The organism is Nostoc sp., from assembly GCF_036919815.1.
GTDB lineage: Bacteria > Cyanobacteriota > Cyanobacteriia > Cyanobacteriales > Nostocaceae > Nostoc.
On the sequence record NZ_JBALCE010000003.1, the window covers coordinates 32,787 to 52,209 of the forward strand.

General features: G+C 41.9%; 11 protein-coding genes. 3 read left to right on the forward strand and 8 right to left on the reverse strand.

The window, feature by feature from the left end; all coding sequences use genetic code 11:
* Positions 1 to 126: 126 nt before the first annotated feature.
* On the reverse strand, positions 127 to 1,080 hold the full coding sequence (locus V7K15_RS00370) for an isoaspartyl peptidase/L-asparaginase (RefSeq protein WP_334901991.1): 954 nt from the start codon (positions 1,078 to 1,080) through the stop codon (positions 127 to 129).
* A gap of 12 nt (positions 1,081 to 1,092) precedes the next feature.
* A complete protein-coding gene (locus V7K15_RS00375) occupies positions 1,093 to 1,275 on the reverse strand; it encodes a DUF2256 domain-containing protein (RefSeq protein ID WP_334901992.1) in 183 nt (60 codons plus the stop codon).
* 677 nt (positions 1,276 to 1,952) lie between these two features.
* On the opposite strand from V7K15_RS00375, the gene V7K15_RS00380 reads away from it, so the two are divergent.
* The 3 genes from V7K15_RS00380 (at position 1,953) to V7K15_RS00390 (ending at position 6,447) form a co-directional block, all read left to right on the forward strand.
* Positions 1,953 to 3,230: a DUF4331 domain-containing protein gene (locus V7K15_RS00380; RefSeq protein WP_334901994.1), complete on the forward strand. Its 1,278-nt coding sequence runs from the start codon at positions 1,953 to 1,955 to the stop codon at positions 3,228 to 3,230.
* A gap of 26 nt (positions 3,231 to 3,256) precedes the next feature.
* A complete protein-coding gene (locus V7K15_RS00385) occupies positions 3,257 to 4,606 on the forward strand; it encodes a hypothetical protein (RefSeq protein ID WP_334901996.1) in 1,350 nt (449 codons plus the stop codon).
* Between the two features lie 353 nt (positions 4,607 to 4,959).
* Positions 4,960 to 6,447 carry a nickel/cobalt transporter gene (locus V7K15_RS00390; protein WP_334901998.1) on the forward strand — a complete coding sequence of 496 codons (1,488 nt, stop codon included), beginning with the start codon at positions 4,960 to 4,962 and terminating at the stop codon, positions 6,445 to 6,447.
* A 606-nt stretch (positions 6,448 to 7,053) separates the two neighbouring features.
* Here the strand turns inward: V7K15_RS00390 and V7K15_RS00395 are convergent.
* The 6 genes from V7K15_RS00395 to V7K15_RS00420 form a co-directional block, all read right to left on the reverse strand.
* A complete protein-coding gene (locus V7K15_RS00395; RefSeq protein ID WP_334902000.1) occupies positions 7,054 to 10,110 on the reverse strand; it encodes a hypothetical protein in 3,057 nt (1,018 codons plus the stop codon).
* Between the two features lie 30 nt (positions 10,111 to 10,140).
* Positions 10,141 to 12,888 (reverse strand): tubulin-like doman-containing protein, encoded by a 2,748-nt coding sequence (locus V7K15_RS00400; protein WP_334902002.1) that lies wholly within the window; start codon positions 12,886 to 12,888, stop codon positions 10,141 to 10,143.
* A 20-nt stretch (positions 12,889 to 12,908) separates the two neighbouring features.
* On the reverse strand, positions 12,909 to 14,741 hold the full coding sequence (locus V7K15_RS00405) for a vWA domain-containing protein (RefSeq protein ID WP_334902004.1): 1,833 nt from the start codon (positions 14,739 to 14,741) through the stop codon (positions 12,909 to 12,911).
* A 656-nt stretch (positions 14,742 to 15,397) separates the two neighbouring features.
* Positions 15,398 to 15,535: a hypothetical protein gene (locus V7K15_RS00410; protein WP_334902006.1), complete on the reverse strand. Its 138-nt coding sequence runs from the start codon at positions 15,533 to 15,535 to the stop codon at positions 15,398 to 15,400.
* Positions 15,536 to 15,596: 61 nt separating this feature from the next.
* Positions 15,597 to 16,166, reverse strand: a complete 570-nt coding sequence (locus tag V7K15_RS00415) for a Uma2 family endonuclease (protein ID WP_334902008.1) — start codon at positions 16,164 to 16,166, stop codon at positions 15,597 to 15,599.
* Positions 16,167 to 16,328: 162 nt separating this feature from the next.
* Positions 16,329 to 19,253: a GAF domain-containing protein gene (locus tag V7K15_RS00420; RefSeq protein ID WP_334902009.1), complete on the reverse strand. Its 2,925-nt coding sequence runs from the start codon at positions 19,251 to 19,253 to the stop codon at positions 16,329 to 16,331.
* Between the last annotated feature and the right edge of the window lie 170 nt (positions 19,254 to 19,423).

Genomic DNA, 19,423 nt, shown 5'->3' on the forward strand with positions numbered 1-19,423 from the left:
GCAAAAAGCCAGTGAAAGCCTTGATTTACTGTAGGGGCAATACCCTGCGGGTTCGCGTAGCGTTCCGTAGGAAAGCTAAAGCTACATGAATTGCCCCTACATTTCGTACTTGATGCGTAAGTCCTATCAACAATAACCAATCAATTCACTATCATTCCATTCCAAAGTGTCGCCAATTTTTTCGCCGTCGTGATAGGCTGCGAGTAAGATTTCGCTGGTTTTCCCCCAAGCGATCGCTCCACTCACATCTAAGGCGATCGCTCCCAAATCCCGTTTGTTCTGGTGCGCTTCCCCAAACGATCGCTGCATGGCATCCTTGAGCGACATCCCATCAGTAACACGCACTACAATCCGTGGGGCTAAACACTCATCAATGATATCTTCCCCAATCCCAGTACAGCTAACACCAGCATTACTAGTAGCATAATTACCTGCTGGCATCGCCGAATCACTTACCCTTCCAATCCGCTCAAATCCCTTCCCACCAGTAGAAGTGCCAGCAGCTAGGCTACCATAGGAATCTAAAGCTACTACACCAATGGTGCCGCGTCCAGCATTGCTGGTTTGTACCAGTTCAGGTTCTGCTACCACGCCAGCCATTGTGCTTTTAAAATTATCCTGACGCTCTTGTATCCACTCTTGTAACCGCAAGTCAGTTAAAGCGTTATAACTGGGAATTTGCATTTCCCGCGCCAACTCAGCCGATCCTAAATCTGATAGCACTCGGTCTGGTGAGTTTTGTAAAAATTGCGCTAACTCAATGGGATTTTTCACGCGCGAGATATTAATCACACCACTAAATCGCCCTGATGCGCCATCCATCAGGGAAGCACTCATACGGATTTGCCCATCAGATTGCAATACTGAACCAGTACCAGCATTAAAGCGGGGGTCATCTTCGAGCATTTGGCAACCCTGCACCACCGCCTCAGAAGCAGTTGCTCCTGACAATAGCAGAGAATAGACGAATTCTACTACTATATAGAGCGATCGGCGTACTGATTCCAATCCTCCCTTACCGTGGAGAGAACTACCAGCTCCCCCATGAATAATTAATTTAGGTTGCACCTGTGACTCCATTAATCCCTTGCCCTATTTGCTGTCTGTGTTGCGGTTAGTTTCATTTTGAGCTTCAGAACGGCGACGACGACAACGTTCTGAGCAGTATTTCACATCCTCCCAGCAATCTTGCCACTTTTTACGCCATGTGAAAGGACGTTGACATACCGGACAGATTTTTGTCGGTAGGTCAGATTTAGAACGAATACGTCCCATATAAATACTCTATAGATGAGAATTGATTTCTCAGAGAGATGGAAGATAATTATAACCAGTTTGCTGCGATCGCAGGATATCTTCAACGAACAAATGTAATGTCAATCTATCTTGAGAATTATTTTTTAGCTACTTGTCTGGGAATCCAAAACTATGGGCAGATGGCTCAATCAAGTAAGTCTGTAAATTTTTCCAGAGAGGTTTCTGTCAATGGCTCCTGCTTCCTTCAATAGATATAAGAAAACATTAGAAGTGAGATTGTAAGTAGGTAGGCACGAATAAACCGAACTATGCAACGAAATGTAAACTCACTGAAATCATTGCGATCGCAACTCTACCAGATGCTACCCCTAGCTTACTTCGCTCTCGGAGTATGTTTCACTTGCAACGACATACTTGTAAGTAATAGAAAAGTACTATGCAGACTACTAAATAGCGATTGGTGGAGCAACATGGCTGAAATACCCAAATTCTATGTAGTATTTATGTATTATATAAGTTTTAAAACCTTAAACTAGAAAAGTGAGCAAGTTTTGGTCTGGTAAGTGATTGTAGGAGCCAATAAACTGTGAGGCAGTTCAGTAATAACCGCAGTTTTTTTTGAAATCTAAATAAACTTGCTATTTCCACCTACGCACATACAATAGTAGAGATAAAACACCTCAAGAAGGGCAACTATGAGAATAAATGCTCGGAGTTTCACCTCTTTTATACCAACTAGAGGTTGGGTACTTATAAATAAACTAATGCAAAATATGGCGGCATTTTTTCCGCTCAAGCGATCGCTAGATTGGACTAGACCTACTCGTTTTTTTCGTACCCTAGTGGCATCTGTCGCTATTTTGCTCGTAGTCCTAATTTATGCAACCCCTAAAGCTTTGGCTTCAGATCACCAGGACACAACTTTTCTTGCCACTAAGCTGACTGCTGCGGATCTCACAGATTTGTTTGTGTTTGAAAGTCCCACAGACCCGAACAATGCTGTCCTTGTAATGGATTTCGACCCTCTGATCGTTTCTGGGGAAATAAGACCATTCGATCCAAATGTTCTTTATCAGTTCAAGATTGATAACACTGGCGACAATATTGAAGATGTCGTACTCCAATTCAATGTTAATAGCACAGGTTCAGCGCAAACTGTCACAGTCCGCGGGCCAAGTAGTCCAATTAAAGTAGGAACAGAGTCAGCTTTGGTTCCACAAAGTTCGGTAGTGCCACTCAACCAAACATTCCTCGCATCTAACGGCATGAAGTTCTTTATTGGCACACGTAAAGACCCGTTCTTTTTCGATTTGGAACAGTTCTTCAAAATCATCCCGGATCGGAACTATAGCCTTCAGCCTAATCCTAGTCCTCCCTTGCAAGTTGTTTCCTTTAGACCAGCTGGACAAGCACAAGACACCCTAGCCACATTCAATGTCCACTCAATTATTGTCGAGCTACCCAGGAAAATGCTTGGTAGTGGCAAGATTGGTATTTGGATGACAACTAGTGTTAAAACTCCTAGACTCAGAAATGGGAATTTTGCTCAGATTGAGCGGTTAGCAGTTCCAGCCCTGAATGAACTTTTTATGGACTTTAAAGCTCATAATAATAGTAATCTTCAGACACCAACGGAAGACGCGAGCAATCAATCCCAATTCATTCAAGCCTTTGTGAAAGCGATTGGTAGACCTCAAGGCATAGCTGATGCAGTGATCTCAGTGGCGATTCCTGATGTTATCCAAGCTGACGTTTCCAAACCTACTGGTAGTTATTTTGGTACTCAGTTAAACAAGGATTTTGGTGGTAGAAGACCAAAAGATGACGTAATTGATGTGACTGCATCTGTTGTCTTTGGTAGTGCAGTTACAGGGATTACTACAGGCCAAATTCCGGCGCTGACTAGCGATAATGTTGGGCCTAATGATGCAAACTTTCTTACTGTCTTCCCTTATTTAGGTAATCCTTTGTAAGGTTTATGCATCTACGAATACTATGGGTGTTAGCGCTAACTAGCCTACTGGTTTTACTAAGACCCTCTAATACAGAAGCGCTAAGTTTAGGCTACACCAATGGTAAGTTCGGTATATATTCCTCTGCTGTGCAACTGCTAACTGTTAATTCTAGGCAGATATTACCAGGAAAGCAGTCAGATTTAGTCTTCCCCGATTATTTAGAGCGATCGCATATTATCAGCGTCTATGAGGAGAAAGTTGCCCAATCTCCCAATTCCTCAATATTTTTACGTCTGTTGGCCGATCAATATTTGAGGCGCTTTCGAGAAATCGCAGATGTGGAAGATGTGTTACGAGCAGAACAAGCCGCACGTAGATCCCTGGCACTACAGCCGCGCCATAATCAGGTTTCTTCCATGCTCCTAGCATCAGCTTTACTATCTCAACATCAGTTTCGATCAGCTTTAGATGTGTTAAATAATCCATCTGTTGATAATCCCAATATTGTCTCACTGAGGGCATCGATTCAGATGGAGTTGGGTAACTATGAAGCAACTCATCAACTCTTGCAGAACCTTGCTGAGGAAGAATCGAACTCTGGTCATAAGGCAGTTGTCGCCCGTTACTTAGAGTTAACTGGCAATCTCGCCTCAGCGCGACAACTGTTAGATGAGGCTATGCAGGAGATGGACTCTTTCTACACGACAAGCGCCGAAACTCGTGCTTGGTTTCATGTGCGGACTGGGGATCTGGCTTTTACAGCCGGGGATTTTGCCCTGTCTGAGCAGCGATATCGGGAGAGCTTTGACCTTTTCCCCCGGCATATAGCTGCGTTTACAGGACTAGCCCGCCTCTATGCCACACAGCATCGCTGGCAAGATGTTCTGAATATCGCAAACCAGGGTATAGAACTGATGCCACAGGTAGAAACGCTCTCGTATAAGGCTGATGCTCAACTAGCTTTGGGAGACCAAAAAGGCGCAACTGAAACTGAAGATTTGATCGGAGTAGTAGCTTACCTGAGCAAGGTTAAAGGAATCTACGATCGCGCTTTAGCAGTCTACTACACCGAACATGGAATTCATTTAACAGAGGCGCTAGAGATTGCCCGTAGTGAAGTAGCAGTGCGAGACGATGTATATGCAGAAGATACGTTAGCTTGGGCAGCTGCGGCTAATGGGCAATGGCAAGAAGCGCAAAGGGCAGCACAACGGGCAACTCGCTTTGGAACAGAGGATGCCTTGCTGCAATTCCATGCTGGCATGATTGCACTTCACTTAGGTAATCGTGAGGAAGCAATAAAGCGACTAACTGAAGCTGTTAGCCTCAATTCTCAATTTCATCACAAGTATGCTGATGAAGCTCGTCAAGCAATTTTGGATTTTAGATTTTAGATTGAAGAAAAGCCGATAGCGCAGCGTTAGCGAGTCATCGAGCGTCTTTTAGGTTCATGCCAGACTAACGTCCCGCTACACTAACACCCCTTCTAGGTAATACAAATTCAAAATAGGACTTACGTAAAATATCTACTCTGATTTCTCCGTGTCACGCCAGTTGCTACAAACTCCTCTACCCCCGCAATGCACTGGCTTCTCTGCGCCTCTGCGGTAGCCTGCGGCAAGCCGAACACGCTATTCCGTAACTCGTGCATAAGTCGTACAAAATTTAAAATCTTCAAACCCCATCCGTTTATCAGTGGAGTTAATCCAAAATCCAAAATTTAAAATAACCCCGTAAGGAGTTCTTTATGAAAAAGCTGCTACATTACTTGGCTTGGAGTACTGCAATCATCGCAATATGTTTATTTTGGATGCCGAGGGCGGATGCCCATCCTTTAGGTAATTTCACCATCAATCACTACGCAGGAGTGCAGGTAGCACCGGATGGTGTGGGGATTGATTATGTTCTAGACATGGCAGAGATTCCGGCTTTTCAGGAAATTAATCACTTAGATACTAATCGCGATCGCAAAGCTGAACCTATAGAGACGGTTCAATACCCTAACCAAAAATGCCAGGAAGTCAACTCACATCTGGAACTGTTGATCAATAAACAGCCTTTAGCACTGTCTTTGATCAAATCAACAGTCGAATTTCCTCCAGGTGTTGGAGGATTATCTACACTGCGACTGAGTTGTAACTTTCAAGCACCAATGGAGTTAGTAGGCGCGAATCAGTTAATATTTGAAGATCAGTTTTATCCCCAGCGCTTAGGCTGGCGTGAAATTACTGTAGCTGCAAATGGCGTTCCCATTCAAGGTGATTTTACCTCTTTGAGTATTAGCAACCGTTTGAGAGATTACCCTACTGAGTTACTCAGCAGTCCTCTCGATCAGCGTCGGATTGACTTTAAACTCAATCCTTCTTTGACATCGAGTGAACAAGCGCCTCTACCGTCTGTTAAATCATCCAGTCGCTTAGATAATGCTTTGACAGGAAGAAGCAACGATGTCTTTACTAACCTAATTACCCAGGAAAATCATAATTTCTGGACTATCCTAATAGCTCTAGCGATCGCCTTTTTCTGGGGTGGTTTACACGCTTTGTCTCCTGGTCATGGGAAAACGCTAGTCGGTGCTTATTTGGTGGGTTCCCGTAGTACTCCCCAACAAGCCCTATTCCTGGGGCTGATTATAACGATTACCCATACTGCTGGCATATTTGCTCTAGGGCTGGTTACTCTTGGCACATCCCAATTTATTTTGACAGAGCAATTGTACCCTTGGTTAAGCGTACTCTCTGGGGTACTGGTAACTGTAATTGGTCTGAATTTGTTTATCAGTAGATTGCAAGGGACTCAGGTTTCTCATTCACATGACCATGTACATAGTCATCAACACAGCCATGACTCGCATCATCACCACAACCATGTACACCATGAGCATTCACATCTACCGCCTGACGGTGATCTAAGTTCCATGAACTGGTCTAGCCTACTAGCGCTGGGAATATCGGGCGGCTTGTTACCTTGTCCTTCAGCCTTAGTAGTGTTGCTGAGTGCGATCGCGCTGGGACGAATTGGCTTTGGATTAGCGTTGGTATCTGCCTTTAGCTTAGGTCTAGCAGCAGTACTAACTGGAATCGGGTTAATGCTAGTCTATGCCAAGGATCGGTTTGAGCATTTACCATTCCAGATACCCAGGATAAAAATGTTACCAGTGGCAAGCGCCTTATGTATTACCCTAATTGGCTTAGGTATTACTTCCCAGGCTTTACTCGCTCATCCCTGGAACTAGATGAAAGTGTAAAAGATAAAAGCACTCAGTTTTGTCAAATAACCCTGAACAACTAGATGTCAGAAAATCTTATTTCGAGGAAAATATGAAACGATTTATCTTCATCTCTTTAATAACTGCTTTGTGCATAATCGGCTACTTTGAAATTAGTTTATCACAGGCTGAAAAACTTTTTTGGCTGAATTTGAGTCTTTGATATCCTGCTCACAAAATCATTTTGCACTCCGCACTCGGAATTTTTGCTGATTATAGCGGTTCCCATTCAGATGAAACCTGCCTATAACTCAATACAGTTCAGTTAAGCATTTCTTGCTTCTCTTCCTTCTCTTCCTTTGCGTCCTTCTCTTCGAGACGCTGCGCGAATGCGTCCTTCTCTACGAGACGCTGCGCGAATGCGGTTCGTTAAAAAAATTGACTTTGACAAAGAGTTTTAGCCTTAACTGAACCGTATTGGCCTATAACTAGCTTTTAGATTGTCTCGTTCCCAGTCTCCGACTGGGAATGCCGTTCTAGAGGCTCCGCCTCCCTTCCTGGCGGCAGAGCCGCCAAGAGCAGCATTTCCAGCCAGAGGCTAGAAACGAGATTTTAAAGAGGGCGGTTTAATGCCTAGTTCAGAGGATTATACTCTGAGAGTAGATGATCTAAAAGCTTACTTTCGTGATGATTTAAATATGAAGCAGATGTTCTTAATTCCTGTAATTTATGGTAAATAAAATCACGTTCAAATGTTTCGATACGTTCTTTTAAGTCTCCATAGAGTTCCTCAAAGGTGAACTCAGTTGCTAAAGCTAAGGCAATTTGTTCTCGGTCTTTACCAAGTGACCGACCGTTGAATTGATAATCACCTTGAGAATGCTGGGATAGTAGCCCAAGAGCGATCGCTAAAAGCAAACTTTGATAAGCTAGTTTTAATTCCCTACCAGAACCAATTTCCTCTGGGATTAAATCGGGAATGTTTTCGTCTTCGTCGATTTGTTCACTCTGAGTCCGTTCATAGCAGTCTTGATAAAACTCAATTTGACTGAGAAAATAAGCCGGAAAGCCCAACGAACGAGTCAAAACACACAACCTCTGTTCATCTTCAGCTACTAAGGCGGTTAAAGTGCGACTAAATCGACTGTAAAGCCCAAAAATTTGTTCTTTATCTTTTGCTCCCACCCAGAGAGTAATTTCCCGTTGAGAAGTTGGGTTTAAATTAGCGTCAATATCCTGAATTCGCAGCAACAAGTTAGCACTATTATAAAGTTGATTCAAGCGCAAATTTGCAGTGTTTTGTGCAATTAAATCTGGTAGTTTTAATACTTCCCCAATAGACAAATTGCCCAACTGCTCAAACTGCTGGCGAGCAAAGGGGATAAGTTGCTTCTGAAATTCTTCAGCATAAATTTTCCACGACTGAGAGCGGCTAATTCGTTCTTGGGTGAATGTCTCAGTTGTTAGTTTGGTCAGGAAACTTTGGTAATAAGCATCAATATCTGCATCGGTGATAACTGTGAGTCTAACTTCTGAGAAGTTCGTCGTAGCTTGGTCGAGTTGAGCAACCAAATTATTGTATATCTCAGACAAGTTGCTAAGAGTTTGCCGTAAAGTGTCACCCCTTTGTTTAACCGTTTTAATAAGATAATTCAATGCCTCGACGCGGAGATTTTGGGCGTATAAATCATACTCCAACTTTAATTGTTCATTATAGCTGCGACGTAATTCTACAATGGTTGATTTAACACTGCTTTCTAGTCGTTTAATTTGTTTCTGAACCTTTTGAATTCGACCGCGAATATTAGTACTGTACTTCAGCCAAAGAATACCCAAGTAAGCCAGAATTGTTACCGCAATCCAAAGCAGGTAACTAACTAAGTTAGCCCAAAACTTTTGCAATAATAGCAATAGTGTTGATTGATTGAAAATTCCGATCAGAATCAGCAAGCCGAATAAAGCAGTAGCAACCAAAATAGGATAAATGACCAGATATTGAGAGCGAAATTGGTTTTCTTCTGTTAACAGTTCATTTAGTTGATCTGTGGCTGTTTCAAGTTGAGTTTCAATGGCAGTTAGGTGATTTTGAGCTACAACGATCGCAGATGTGGCTTGTTCACGAGCGCCTGCGATCGCTATAAAACGAATTTGTCGAGTTTGTTCAATTTCTGCATTTAACCCTTGGCGATAGTCAGCAATTGCCGTATCTAGCTGTTTCTGAGTTGTTTGAAGCTCTTGCAGTTGTTCTTCAGAATTTCTTTCAGCTAAAATATCTTGTAATAGTTGCTGCCGCGATTTTAAAGACAGAATTTGGTTGAGCAGCTTTTGGGTGATTTCTTGATTAATTGTTACCTGCAATCTGGAATCAAGAAATGCTTCCGCCACACGCAGTTCTGTAACCAGATTCTGAGATTGATCGCCAATGGCATCCGTTTGCAGTTCCAAATACAAAAAGGTCAATATGTTTAATAGCCTAGCTACTTCATGCAAACCTCTAGGTGTAGCATCAGCATAGCGATTAATGGTACTGTCTAAAAAAGCGGTTAGTGTTACCTGTAATTGTTTACAACAATTTTCCAGCGATCGCTTATAGGAAAGTAGCTCTTTATTTTCAAATTGCCGATGAGCACGCTGCAATTCCATCCCATATTCTTGAGCCTGGCCTGTATGCATCTCAATGCGCGGATTAAAATCTTGCCAAACTGGTTTGCCGTTGTCTCGTTCTAATCCGAGAAAAGCATTGCTGAAATCTTCGCTGAGTACAAATCCTTTGGCATCTAACAGGCATTTGCGAATTGCTTCTGGAGTGAATTCTGGCTTCGGTAAAAACTGCTCCATCAAAATATCGGCAGCTAAAGCAGAACTCAAACGATTAATAGTTGTTTCTCCTGAAAAAAATAGCTCTCCATAGCCAAATGCACTATAGGCGGGTATTTTCCCCCGGACTTTTTGTGCGCCAATTAATAAGCCGTTGGTTTCCGGTTCCACGGTGAGAAAACCTGCCAAAGCATCAGCGTAGCTGGGCAAATTATCTTTCAATCCCCCAATTTGCTCATCCATCAGCCAGCAGTTATCAAAAGGTGGTGCTTTTTGAGTACCTGTAATCGCAACTCCACTGGTCATTTTGTAATCTAACTCTTTCAGAAACGCGTAAGCAGCACCGTAATCAGCAGTTGTGACTTGGGTAAATAACCCTGGTAGTAGCAATAAAGCTTCTAAGCTGTAAGGAATATCTATGAAGAACTTAGAAAATAGCCAACGAATCAAGCGTACTATTTCAAAAACGACTCCCCTAGTAAATTGATTACTAACTGACAGCATGAGATATATTCGATGGCTCTTGTTGATTTTCACTCCTCGGCGTTTAGCAGCGATCGCTTCTTTTGATTGATCAGCCGTTTTCAATAATTCGATCAGTGCAGTTTGCAGTTCGTCAGTCGCTTCGGTGAACTGAGTGCGAATTTTGGAGACATAAGCTTGTTTACTATGAGTTTGAGCGAGATCAAAACTCGTATCAGCAAACTGATCTAACTCAGCACTAAAGCCAAAAGTTTGACCATCCCAAGTTAAAGTATAAGTTTGAATTAAACACCTTTGGTCGGCTGGGAATTCTTGCAGTTGCCGTTTAATGGCTGCACAAAAAGCGGCACTGTGAGGATCGAGTGCAAGTAAAATAGTTGGTTTTGGCATAAAAACACTCTTAGAGCGTAGAGTATAGGGCTAAATAATCACATCTAAATCTTCCAGGTAAGCTTCAATTTCCTGGATTTCCATTTCCACCTGTTCTTTAATCTGGGCATCAACCTTACCTCCCTTTAAAACCTGATTGAGGTGATTGGTGTAGTTCTTCAAAGTAATTTTGGCTTTTTCTTGGTCTTCGTGGGTAATCCGCTCAATTTTTTGAGTAATTTCTTTAATTAGGGGCAAGTTACGTTTGAAAGCTTGAAATGCTGACTTGCGATCGCCTCCCAATGGCAAAACTTGATCTTCTAATTTTTTCGCTTGGTCTGTATAAACAGAATATTGCCGTCTCTGATTGACAATCAATTTATATGGATCGGGTGCCAACGCTAATGCAAACCAACGCAATGCCCCACCATCATCTTCCTGTGGGATTAAATTGGGTAAGTTTGTCCAATTGCGATGTAAGTGCTTGAAGACTTTATTCGGATCTAGATAAGCTGACTCCAGATCCCTCATTCCGTTGAAGGCAAATAAGGGGACACCGACTTCCACTCGAAACAGCATCACCTTATGGGGTTCACCCGTCGGTACGAAAGAAGGATTATTATTTCCTCTAGGCAAGCGACTAGAAAGAGGCGGATTGCTAAAAATTGTATTGTTACTCTCTACTCCGTAGTAATAAAATTCTGTGATTAAATGCTGCTGTTGAATGGGAATTTCCGATAGTTCATACTGCCAGAGAGGAACTGCAAGTTTGCCAAGTTGTTGCAAATCTTGTCCGGCATCTTCTGGATTACTATCTGCTAAAACTTGCTCAACAGTCATACTAGTGAGAGGATAGTAAGCTTCATCGACAAATTTCAGAATTTCGTTCTTGACATCTTCAGCTTTTTTCTCAGACCAATTCGTTAAACTTTCAGACTGTTCTCGATACCAACGGATAAAATCTTCGCCAGTGACTTTGGGGCGTTTCGATTGCAGATTAATGCGCTGAATAGTGTGAATAAAAGGATTGTCGTTATTTCCTTGACGGCTGACCTCCTGATAACTCTGTTGTAAATCTCGATAAACTTTATCTAGGTTGCTGTGTAGATGCTGGCACTTTTCCTGGATTTCCTCTACCTTAACCCGCAGCACACCATAGAGTTCAGCCGCTTTATCACACCGTTTCCAATGTAAATAAATCTTCCACTTTTGGTCAGCCCGTTCTTTGTACTTCTGGCAAGCTGCTTGAATAGTATTTTTATTTTTAAAGAAAGTTTCTGAAGCTTCTTTAAGCTTTTGTTCATGGGCTTCTAATTTCAAAGCATTGAAGTTCGATTGTGCCTCTTGCGATTTGCGTTGCACACTCTGTTGCAATTCATCCAGTTTTTGGGAAAGTCTGGTTAAAAATTGCAAGACATAAGCTAGTCCATTGGGACGGTTAAGACTCCGCTCCCAGAAAGTTGCGATCGCAGCAGTTGTAATCTGCTGTAAGCGATAAAAACTCAATCCCAATTCTTGAGCCGTCCGTTGTTCAAATTGATCTAACTGCTGTGTGTAGAGTTTTTTGATTGTCGGTAAAGCTGTACCGTCATAATGCATTTCGCCAATTCGGAATTCGGGTTTTATTTGTCCGCCGCGATCGCTTTCAGTTAACGCATTGAGGACAGTAGTTGCTTCTGCTAAGTTACAATCTTCTAAAAACCGGGTGATTTCATTTTCTAAATCGATTGTTGGGCTAGATGCCATTAACTCATTCTTTAACAAGTTTTGAGCGTCCTCTAATTTCATCCGCTCATATTGCTGTATTGGCAAAGTCAGGGTAGCAAAGCCAAAACTACAGTAATTTATATTGCGTCCGCGAATTTTTTCACCAGTTGCCAAATAAGCCCGAATGTTATCAGCAACGTTAGCAGCATCTAGACCGATTTGAGAACCAATCTGGATATACAAACCATCTGCAACTAAATTTTGCAAATCGTCTGGACGACCGACTACAGTGCCATTTTTGTTAACCCCATCAATTAAAAATACCGCATCAAAGGGAGGGCGATCGGCTTTGACTTTTCTGATACCATAATCAATCTCAATGCTATTAGATGGTGACAATCCCCAAAAGTGTTCGATTTCCTTGAGAGCGCCATAAGCATTAGACTTTACCAAGTGAGTTTGGGGAATATTGGCAAACACTCTCGGTAAAACAAATACCCCCGTAATATTAGAAAAATTATTCAGATGTTCTCGTGTTAAAAATGCCACATCTAAGAATGTGCCACTACCCGTCCCACCAGCCAAACTGCCAACAATAAAAACTTCCACACCATCCCGACTAGAAACTTGAAAGTTATCTGAAAATGCTTGTTTGCTAGTACGAATTTCGCGGACAGCATTGATTGCTTGAACAATTAAAGCGTTAATATCAGCTACTTTAGCAAATAAGGCCAGCCGTCCCCGTGCCCGAATCTGCCCGGCACCACTGATCAGGCTGGCTGCTGAAATGTCCCTAGGCCACCATTCAGCGATGTGGTCGTTACGTGTTAGCGGTAGAGGATTTGCTACAGAAATGGCATAAAGTTCATTAGGTTCTAAGATAACCTTGGTGCCATCAGGTGATTTTTCTCGTTCTTGGATGTTTTCGGTAGTATCAATCGAAATAAAACGAATAACTTCTGGTACTGAGCCGTAAACATCTATAAATCGCTTTTTGAGTTTGAGTACAACTTCATAACCCGTTCCTCCTAACCCGATAACAACGGTAGGACGAAAAACAACCGTGGGACGCACAACCGTGGGACTTAACATTCATTTTCCTGTGATATTATTCAAGAGTTTGTCTGCCCACTGCTTAACTCAGAGGGTCTTTGGTGTTCAATCCAGTTAAATTGCAGCCTAACGTTGCCAATCTCGATGATGTCCTCGTCGTAGAGTTCATCTGTATTTATATTTTTAGTGTTCACAAAAATTACACCTTTCAAACAGTGCAAATCTATATTCTTTTTGCCTGCCCGCCAAACTGTGACTAACTCGGCATCAGAATTTGTCCCACCTATTACTGGTATTAATTCGCTCAAGCAAATTTTGCTCTTGTGCTGGTGAGTGAGACTAATCTCTTCGTCTTCCGATAATTGGGGCCGTGGTTCCAGCACTACCAGCGCTCCTTCTAAGTACTTACGATTGCGGAAATGTTCGACTAATTCCAAGGGGGTTTTGCGTTGAATCAGACAAACTACTATTAGGGCAATTAACAACACCAACAGCCCTAAGAGCAACCAAATGATTATTTTTCGTGCCAGTGGCATCAAAATATGTAGATGAACTCCCGCACTGACAGGACTAACAATCGGATTATCTGCGGTTAGGACTAAGGTAAAAGTGCGATCGCTTTCAAAATTGCTATCATTAACCTGCAACTGCACAGGAATTTTAGTTACTCCTGGTTCTAAGGATATGGCTGCTGAAGGTTCTGCTATAGAAACGTCTTTGGAATTGCCTTGCAGTTGTAAGCTAGCTGTTCCAGATATATTGGTGTTAACTAGCAAACTTTGGGTTTCAGTGGTTTTACCTGCTTCGATTGAGCCAAAATCTATCTTTGTCGGTTCTATTTGGAGTTTTGACTTAATGGTTATAGGTAAGTCAATTGTAATCGGTGCGGTCGCTTGGTCTGCGATCGCCAACACCAAGCGCAAGCTACTAACGCCCCCCTTTGCCTCTGCTGGTATCTGCAAACGCACGGGAATGACTGTTGCTTGATTAGCAACTAACTCGATTGTGCGATCGGGTGGAATTAAGCTAATACCACTTTGCTGAGGGTCTTCCAATTGCAAACTTACCTTACCATTGACATTACTAATGCCATTAATATTGAGCGGTTCAGTAGTTGTTCCAGGTAATACTGGCTGTAAATTCGTAGTAGGTAAATTGACATCAAGCTTGGGTGTAATCAACACTGGTCGGATATTTTCAGCCAGCTTGTTAAGTTGAACTCCTCCAGGATCTCGCAATACCTCTCCCTTCCCGCAAAGCGCTGGATTGCTAGCAAAGTCATTCAGCTGCTTTTCGTGTTCTTTTAATCCTAAAGACACAAAAAATATATAGGGCTTGCATTGTTGATCAGGTAAAAGTTTGGTATTACTAGGGATAGAAATAGGATTAGGAATACCACGCACATCTTCTAATCCGTCTGTCAAAAATACTATACTGACAGTACGACCAAGAGCATCAGCACGTTTGTTTAACAGGGCGGAATGTTCCAAAGCCTTTTGTACAGCCTTACCTGTATGAGTACGCATACCCTGAGCTTGAAGTGAGCTAATTATTTGCTTGAGTTTACCTCTGTCTGCATTACTGGTAATACTGACATCATTGGCATTTAGGGTAACATCTTGATCGAAACTATAAATAGTAACTGTATCGCCTAATCTGGCCGTGTTAACAAATTCATTAACAGAATTCTTTACTGGTTCAAAAATATTTTTCGTTCCACCGATACCACGCATTGAAGCAGAAGTATCTACTACTAAAATCCAGTCAATTCCCCCTTTAGGAGTAGTCTGAGCAGATGCAGCAGACAAGTTAGCAATTGATATTAGAGCCAAAACAATAATCTTTTGGATTGGACTAAATCTTAACCAATGCTTGAAGTATCTAAAACTCATTGATAGATTCCTCCAGGCAGATAAATTTTATATTGCTCTTTCTCAAAGCGATGGCTTAAGAGTTTATATTCAATTCGCTTAATGCCTGCCCATATATTTTTGTACCAGCGCTGTATTTCTCTTAGTAGTAAACTTATAATCGATAATCTGACAGTTATGATTTGATATAGTGATTCCATATTGTTACCTAATAAATGCAGATTTAAGTTGCTATTCTCAGACAAAAATAGATATAAATATTTAATTCACTATCTAAATCTGTAAATACGATACGTAATTTATAAAAATCAATTTTTGTTTTATTATTCATGCTAAATCACAATATCTTGGTGATATTTGGCTAATATATTTTTAGCTAAAAACCTGAATGATCTTGATCAGTGTTTCATCAAGTTATATGTTAACTACTTTTTTAAAAAATGTCACGTTTTCTTGTAGATATTCAAGTCATTAAAAACTTTAAGTTTAAGTGAGTTGGCGTGAATGATTAAAGGTTTGTAGTAAGGGTTTCAGCCCTTAGAATCGGGCTAGAGCCGTTTACTAAGAGGCAATTTAATTAAATTTACATTACGTAACATAGTTTAATTTATTCTTGCTCACTTATTTACCTCTCAATACTGATCGGTTAAGCCTAAAAAAACGTGAGTTCGACAAAACTAAAAAATGGCAGAAGGTAGTGCAGGCAAATCTTTTGGGTAAATTGCCTCAGCCAAAATGCGATCGCGAATCCGAGGTTTAAGACCGTTTTTAGTGACAATATCTACTTTCCATCCAAAAAGCTTGATAAATTTCACAGAGAGATTGCCTTTGTAGTGATAAGATTTGTCGAAATTTATCAAAGGTTTTCATCACATTTCATCCTTGCAAAACTTTAGCAGCAGTTAACTGAAGATTAGCAAAAATTGAAGAGACAATCGCACTTTCTCCTTGATAAACTCGCTCATCATAAAATCCCTCTACCCATTCCAAAACCGTCACCTTTTGGGCGATAGGATCAACAATCCAATACTCCGCAATACCCCGCGCCGCATATTCCGAACGCTTATAACGATAATCCCGATTTTCCTGATTCGGACTCACCACTTCAACCACCAACAACGGCGGTGGCATATCCATCAAAATCAGCGATCGTGTAGCTCCTTGCATTACCTTGGCTAACTCCTCAGAATACACCACCAAATCAGGCACACGTACCCCTACCTGTCGGCTATGCACAGCTACCTCTGCCTTCATCCGCAACTGATAAGATGGAATTCCCAATTGCAAGAAACAAGTAACTAAAAACATCGCTATCCGTTGATTAATATCACTTTCTGAAGGCATGGGTATTAGTTCTCCATTTTCTAATTCATATAAAGTATCCGTCCCATCGTCATAAGAAAGGAATTCTTCAAAGGTCATCTTTTTAGCGGCTGCAACTGTCATTGCTTTTTCTCCCATAGTTAGCTTGTATTGATTATTTTAATTTCTCTTAGTCCAGACCGGTGGACGAGAGTTTGTGTAGTAGCGTACTCCTACGGAGAAGCAAGCTACGCATCAGCGTGCCGGAGGCTCTATTCTATTCGCCCAAAACTTTTAAAACATCCTCTAAGAATCATTACCAACTAACGGCAATAACAAGCGGCTAACTACCCGATTATCTGGTAATTGATAGAAATTCAACTCTCCTCCCAACTCCTGCATGAGGTTTTGGCAGATTAGCAGATGTAAACCTGGTGGTTGGTCGAGGTTGGAGGGAGCAAGCACATCCTTGGGTGTATTATTATGTAGTTCTGTGAGTAACTGTGGTTCGATCGCACCGTTGTATGTAATCGACAGTTCTAGCGATGTCTGATGATCAGTTCCTACCCTTGCAGAAGAATGCTTTGCATCTACGTTTTTAGATCGATCAAAACGGCGACACCAAATATCAATTCTGCCGCCAGTTTGAGAACGGTTACAGGCAGTAACCAATAATTCATGGATAACTAATTCAATTTTGACAATATCACCAGTGATCGCCATTGCAGATTGAGCATTTGAGGTAGGAACGCCTTTAGCTAATGAAGAATTCTTTGGCGACGCTTGCGCTTCAATTTGTTGTCCCAAACCATGTACACCAATCCACAGCTTTTGTTGTTTGACTAAATTTTCGATGCGTTCGAGCGATCGCTTCAGTAAACTAGCTATGGACATAGTTTCCCAACTGATATGTAGCCGCCACTGCTCAAGTTTTAGCATTCCACTCATGGAGGTAACTGTGTGATCTAACTGCTGTAGCAATAGCTGGTAGCGCATCTGAGTAAGTTCATTAATAGGAATGCCCAAATCATGTATTTGTTTAAGGGACAGCGCCGTTATTCTTTGGATTTCCTCAAGGCGACGATGTTTGTACCAGTTGAGTTGTCGTAATTCTTCTGTTGTGGATTCTAGAAGTCGGGTAATTTGCTTTTCACGACGCCACCAAGCTAATTGAGAATTTAGAGTTGCTGTCGCACTAAGGCTTTGTTCTGACCAGCGACGCTCTTGATAGTCTGCCAACAACAGTACACCTGTGGTTTCATAATCAGCATTGGTACGTAATGCCATCACAAAAATTTGACCTTTGTCTGGAGCTTTCAACCATTTCCGGGTTTCCGGGGGTAAATTATTTACCTTCAAAGTCAGGTATGTCTCCGTAACAAGTGCCCACTGAATTAAGGCTTCAGCCTGGATCGGAATAGAGGCATCAGAAAAAATTCCAAATTGACTATTGTCAATCACTCCAGGAATAATTTCTGCCCAACTTTCACCAGGCAACCAAGATAGCAATATCGCTAAGGGACAGCCTAAAATTGATGCTATTTGTTCGAGTGCTGTACGTTCTAAATGCTTTTTTTCGACCTCGATTTTGCTGTTCTGGGATTGTGTCAGGATGCGTAGGCATTGCTCATATGCTTGGGAAACTTTTTGCTGCTGGGTGGTGCGATTATGTAATTGCCACTGACGAACAATGACACCAATCTGTTGACTAACAGCCGACAGCAATTCTTTTTCCAGAGTTGTCCAAGAATGATGACTTTCGTAAGTGATCACCAAAAGCGCTCCTGGTATATACTCGTGAGTGCATTTACAAACAAGTAGCGATCGCACACCATTTTCTAACAACAAGGGACGCCAGTTAAAAAAGCGTAAATCTTCATCTAAGTTCTGGATTTCCACTGCTTGAGTTGAACGTTGCAAAAGCTGCCCATCTAATTCTTTGAGAGTATCAAGGGTAAATGTCAACGGTCGGCGATTATGGGGCTGATTTTGATAAATAAATTGATAATTATTCTGCTCAGAATCATACTGCAACAGCAAAAATCTCGTCGCAGTTAGTCGAGCTAAAACTTTTTTAGCACAGCTATGTAAAGTATCCTGAAGGTCATGTTCGCTATAAATACCTTGGGCAACTTGGCTAGTCAGTTGAGCATCCCCTTGAATCTGTTTGATAGTGCTTTCCATACTTTCGCTAGATGCAACCAGGGAGATAAAGCCACCAACACCCTGGACAAAATTTTTGTCTGCCTCCGTCCAGATCCGAGGTTCATTGCTTTCTACCGCCAGAAAACCTACTAAGTCCTTTTGCCAGATGATCGGAGATGCCAAGAGCGATCGCACCTTCAGCCGTTGCAGCAATTTTGCCGTAAAATGGCTCTTTAAAGAACTGCGTGCATCACCAATCGAGACAATTTGGTTAACTGTCAAAGCATAATAAAAATCGCTCAACTCCTGTACAGTTATTCCTGCTGCTTGCTGAGTGCTAGAATTGCGATCAAGTTTGACAAGTTGATTGCTCATCCGACACCAAAAGTAGCGCCCTTCCCGCTCAAACCAGTAAACATTTGTCCGGCTGGGGGAGACAAATTTATGAGTTGCTTGCACTGCTGCTTCAAGTCTTTGATTAAGGTTAGTCAGGCTGCGTAAATTTCCCAGCAATTCTAACAATGGCTCGTCAGTTCTCTTAGTTTGCTTGTACTGCAAATCCATCTCATTTTGAGAAATCACTGCCCCCAGTTCGCCTAAAACCATCATCAAACGGGCTTTTGCTTCCCCTGTTAGTAGGTAGCCCCAGCGTTCTGAACCTAGTAACAGCAAGCCTAAGCAACGATCTTTATAGCGAATTGGTAAAATAATCGTTCCCTTGATCTGGAATTTTTTGGCAATTTTTTGCCATTCGGCGGCGCGGATTTCAGTTTGTAAATCGGCTACACCCAAGGGATGTTGTTCAATCACTACTTGCTCTAATAAATCTCCAGGACTAAGAACAACTCTTTGCCGTAAAAAGACCGTATCATTATCAGGTGTAGTGCCACCTTTGCCGAACAATATGTGATTCACGCGATCGTAAAGAGCAATCCAAATCAGTCTGTAGTCAAACTGTTCTCTGAGATAAGAAATAGTAGTTTCAATCAGAACGTCAACATCATCTTCTTCTCTGAGGTTCTGGAGGACACGTGCCAACGAGAGGATTTGCTGTTCGGCGGCTATAGATTTTTGCGGCTGCCCCATCTGATTTATTGGTTAACATAGCTTGTAATATATAAGATGCCCAAAAAAGCATCCTGAGTAATATTGCCAGGGATATTTGCTCAAAGTTCTAGGTAATGCGTTCGTTGAAGTTAGATTAGGGAGTGCTAGGGAAATGGGCGAAACTTCGTCTGATGCTCAAGAGGAGCAAA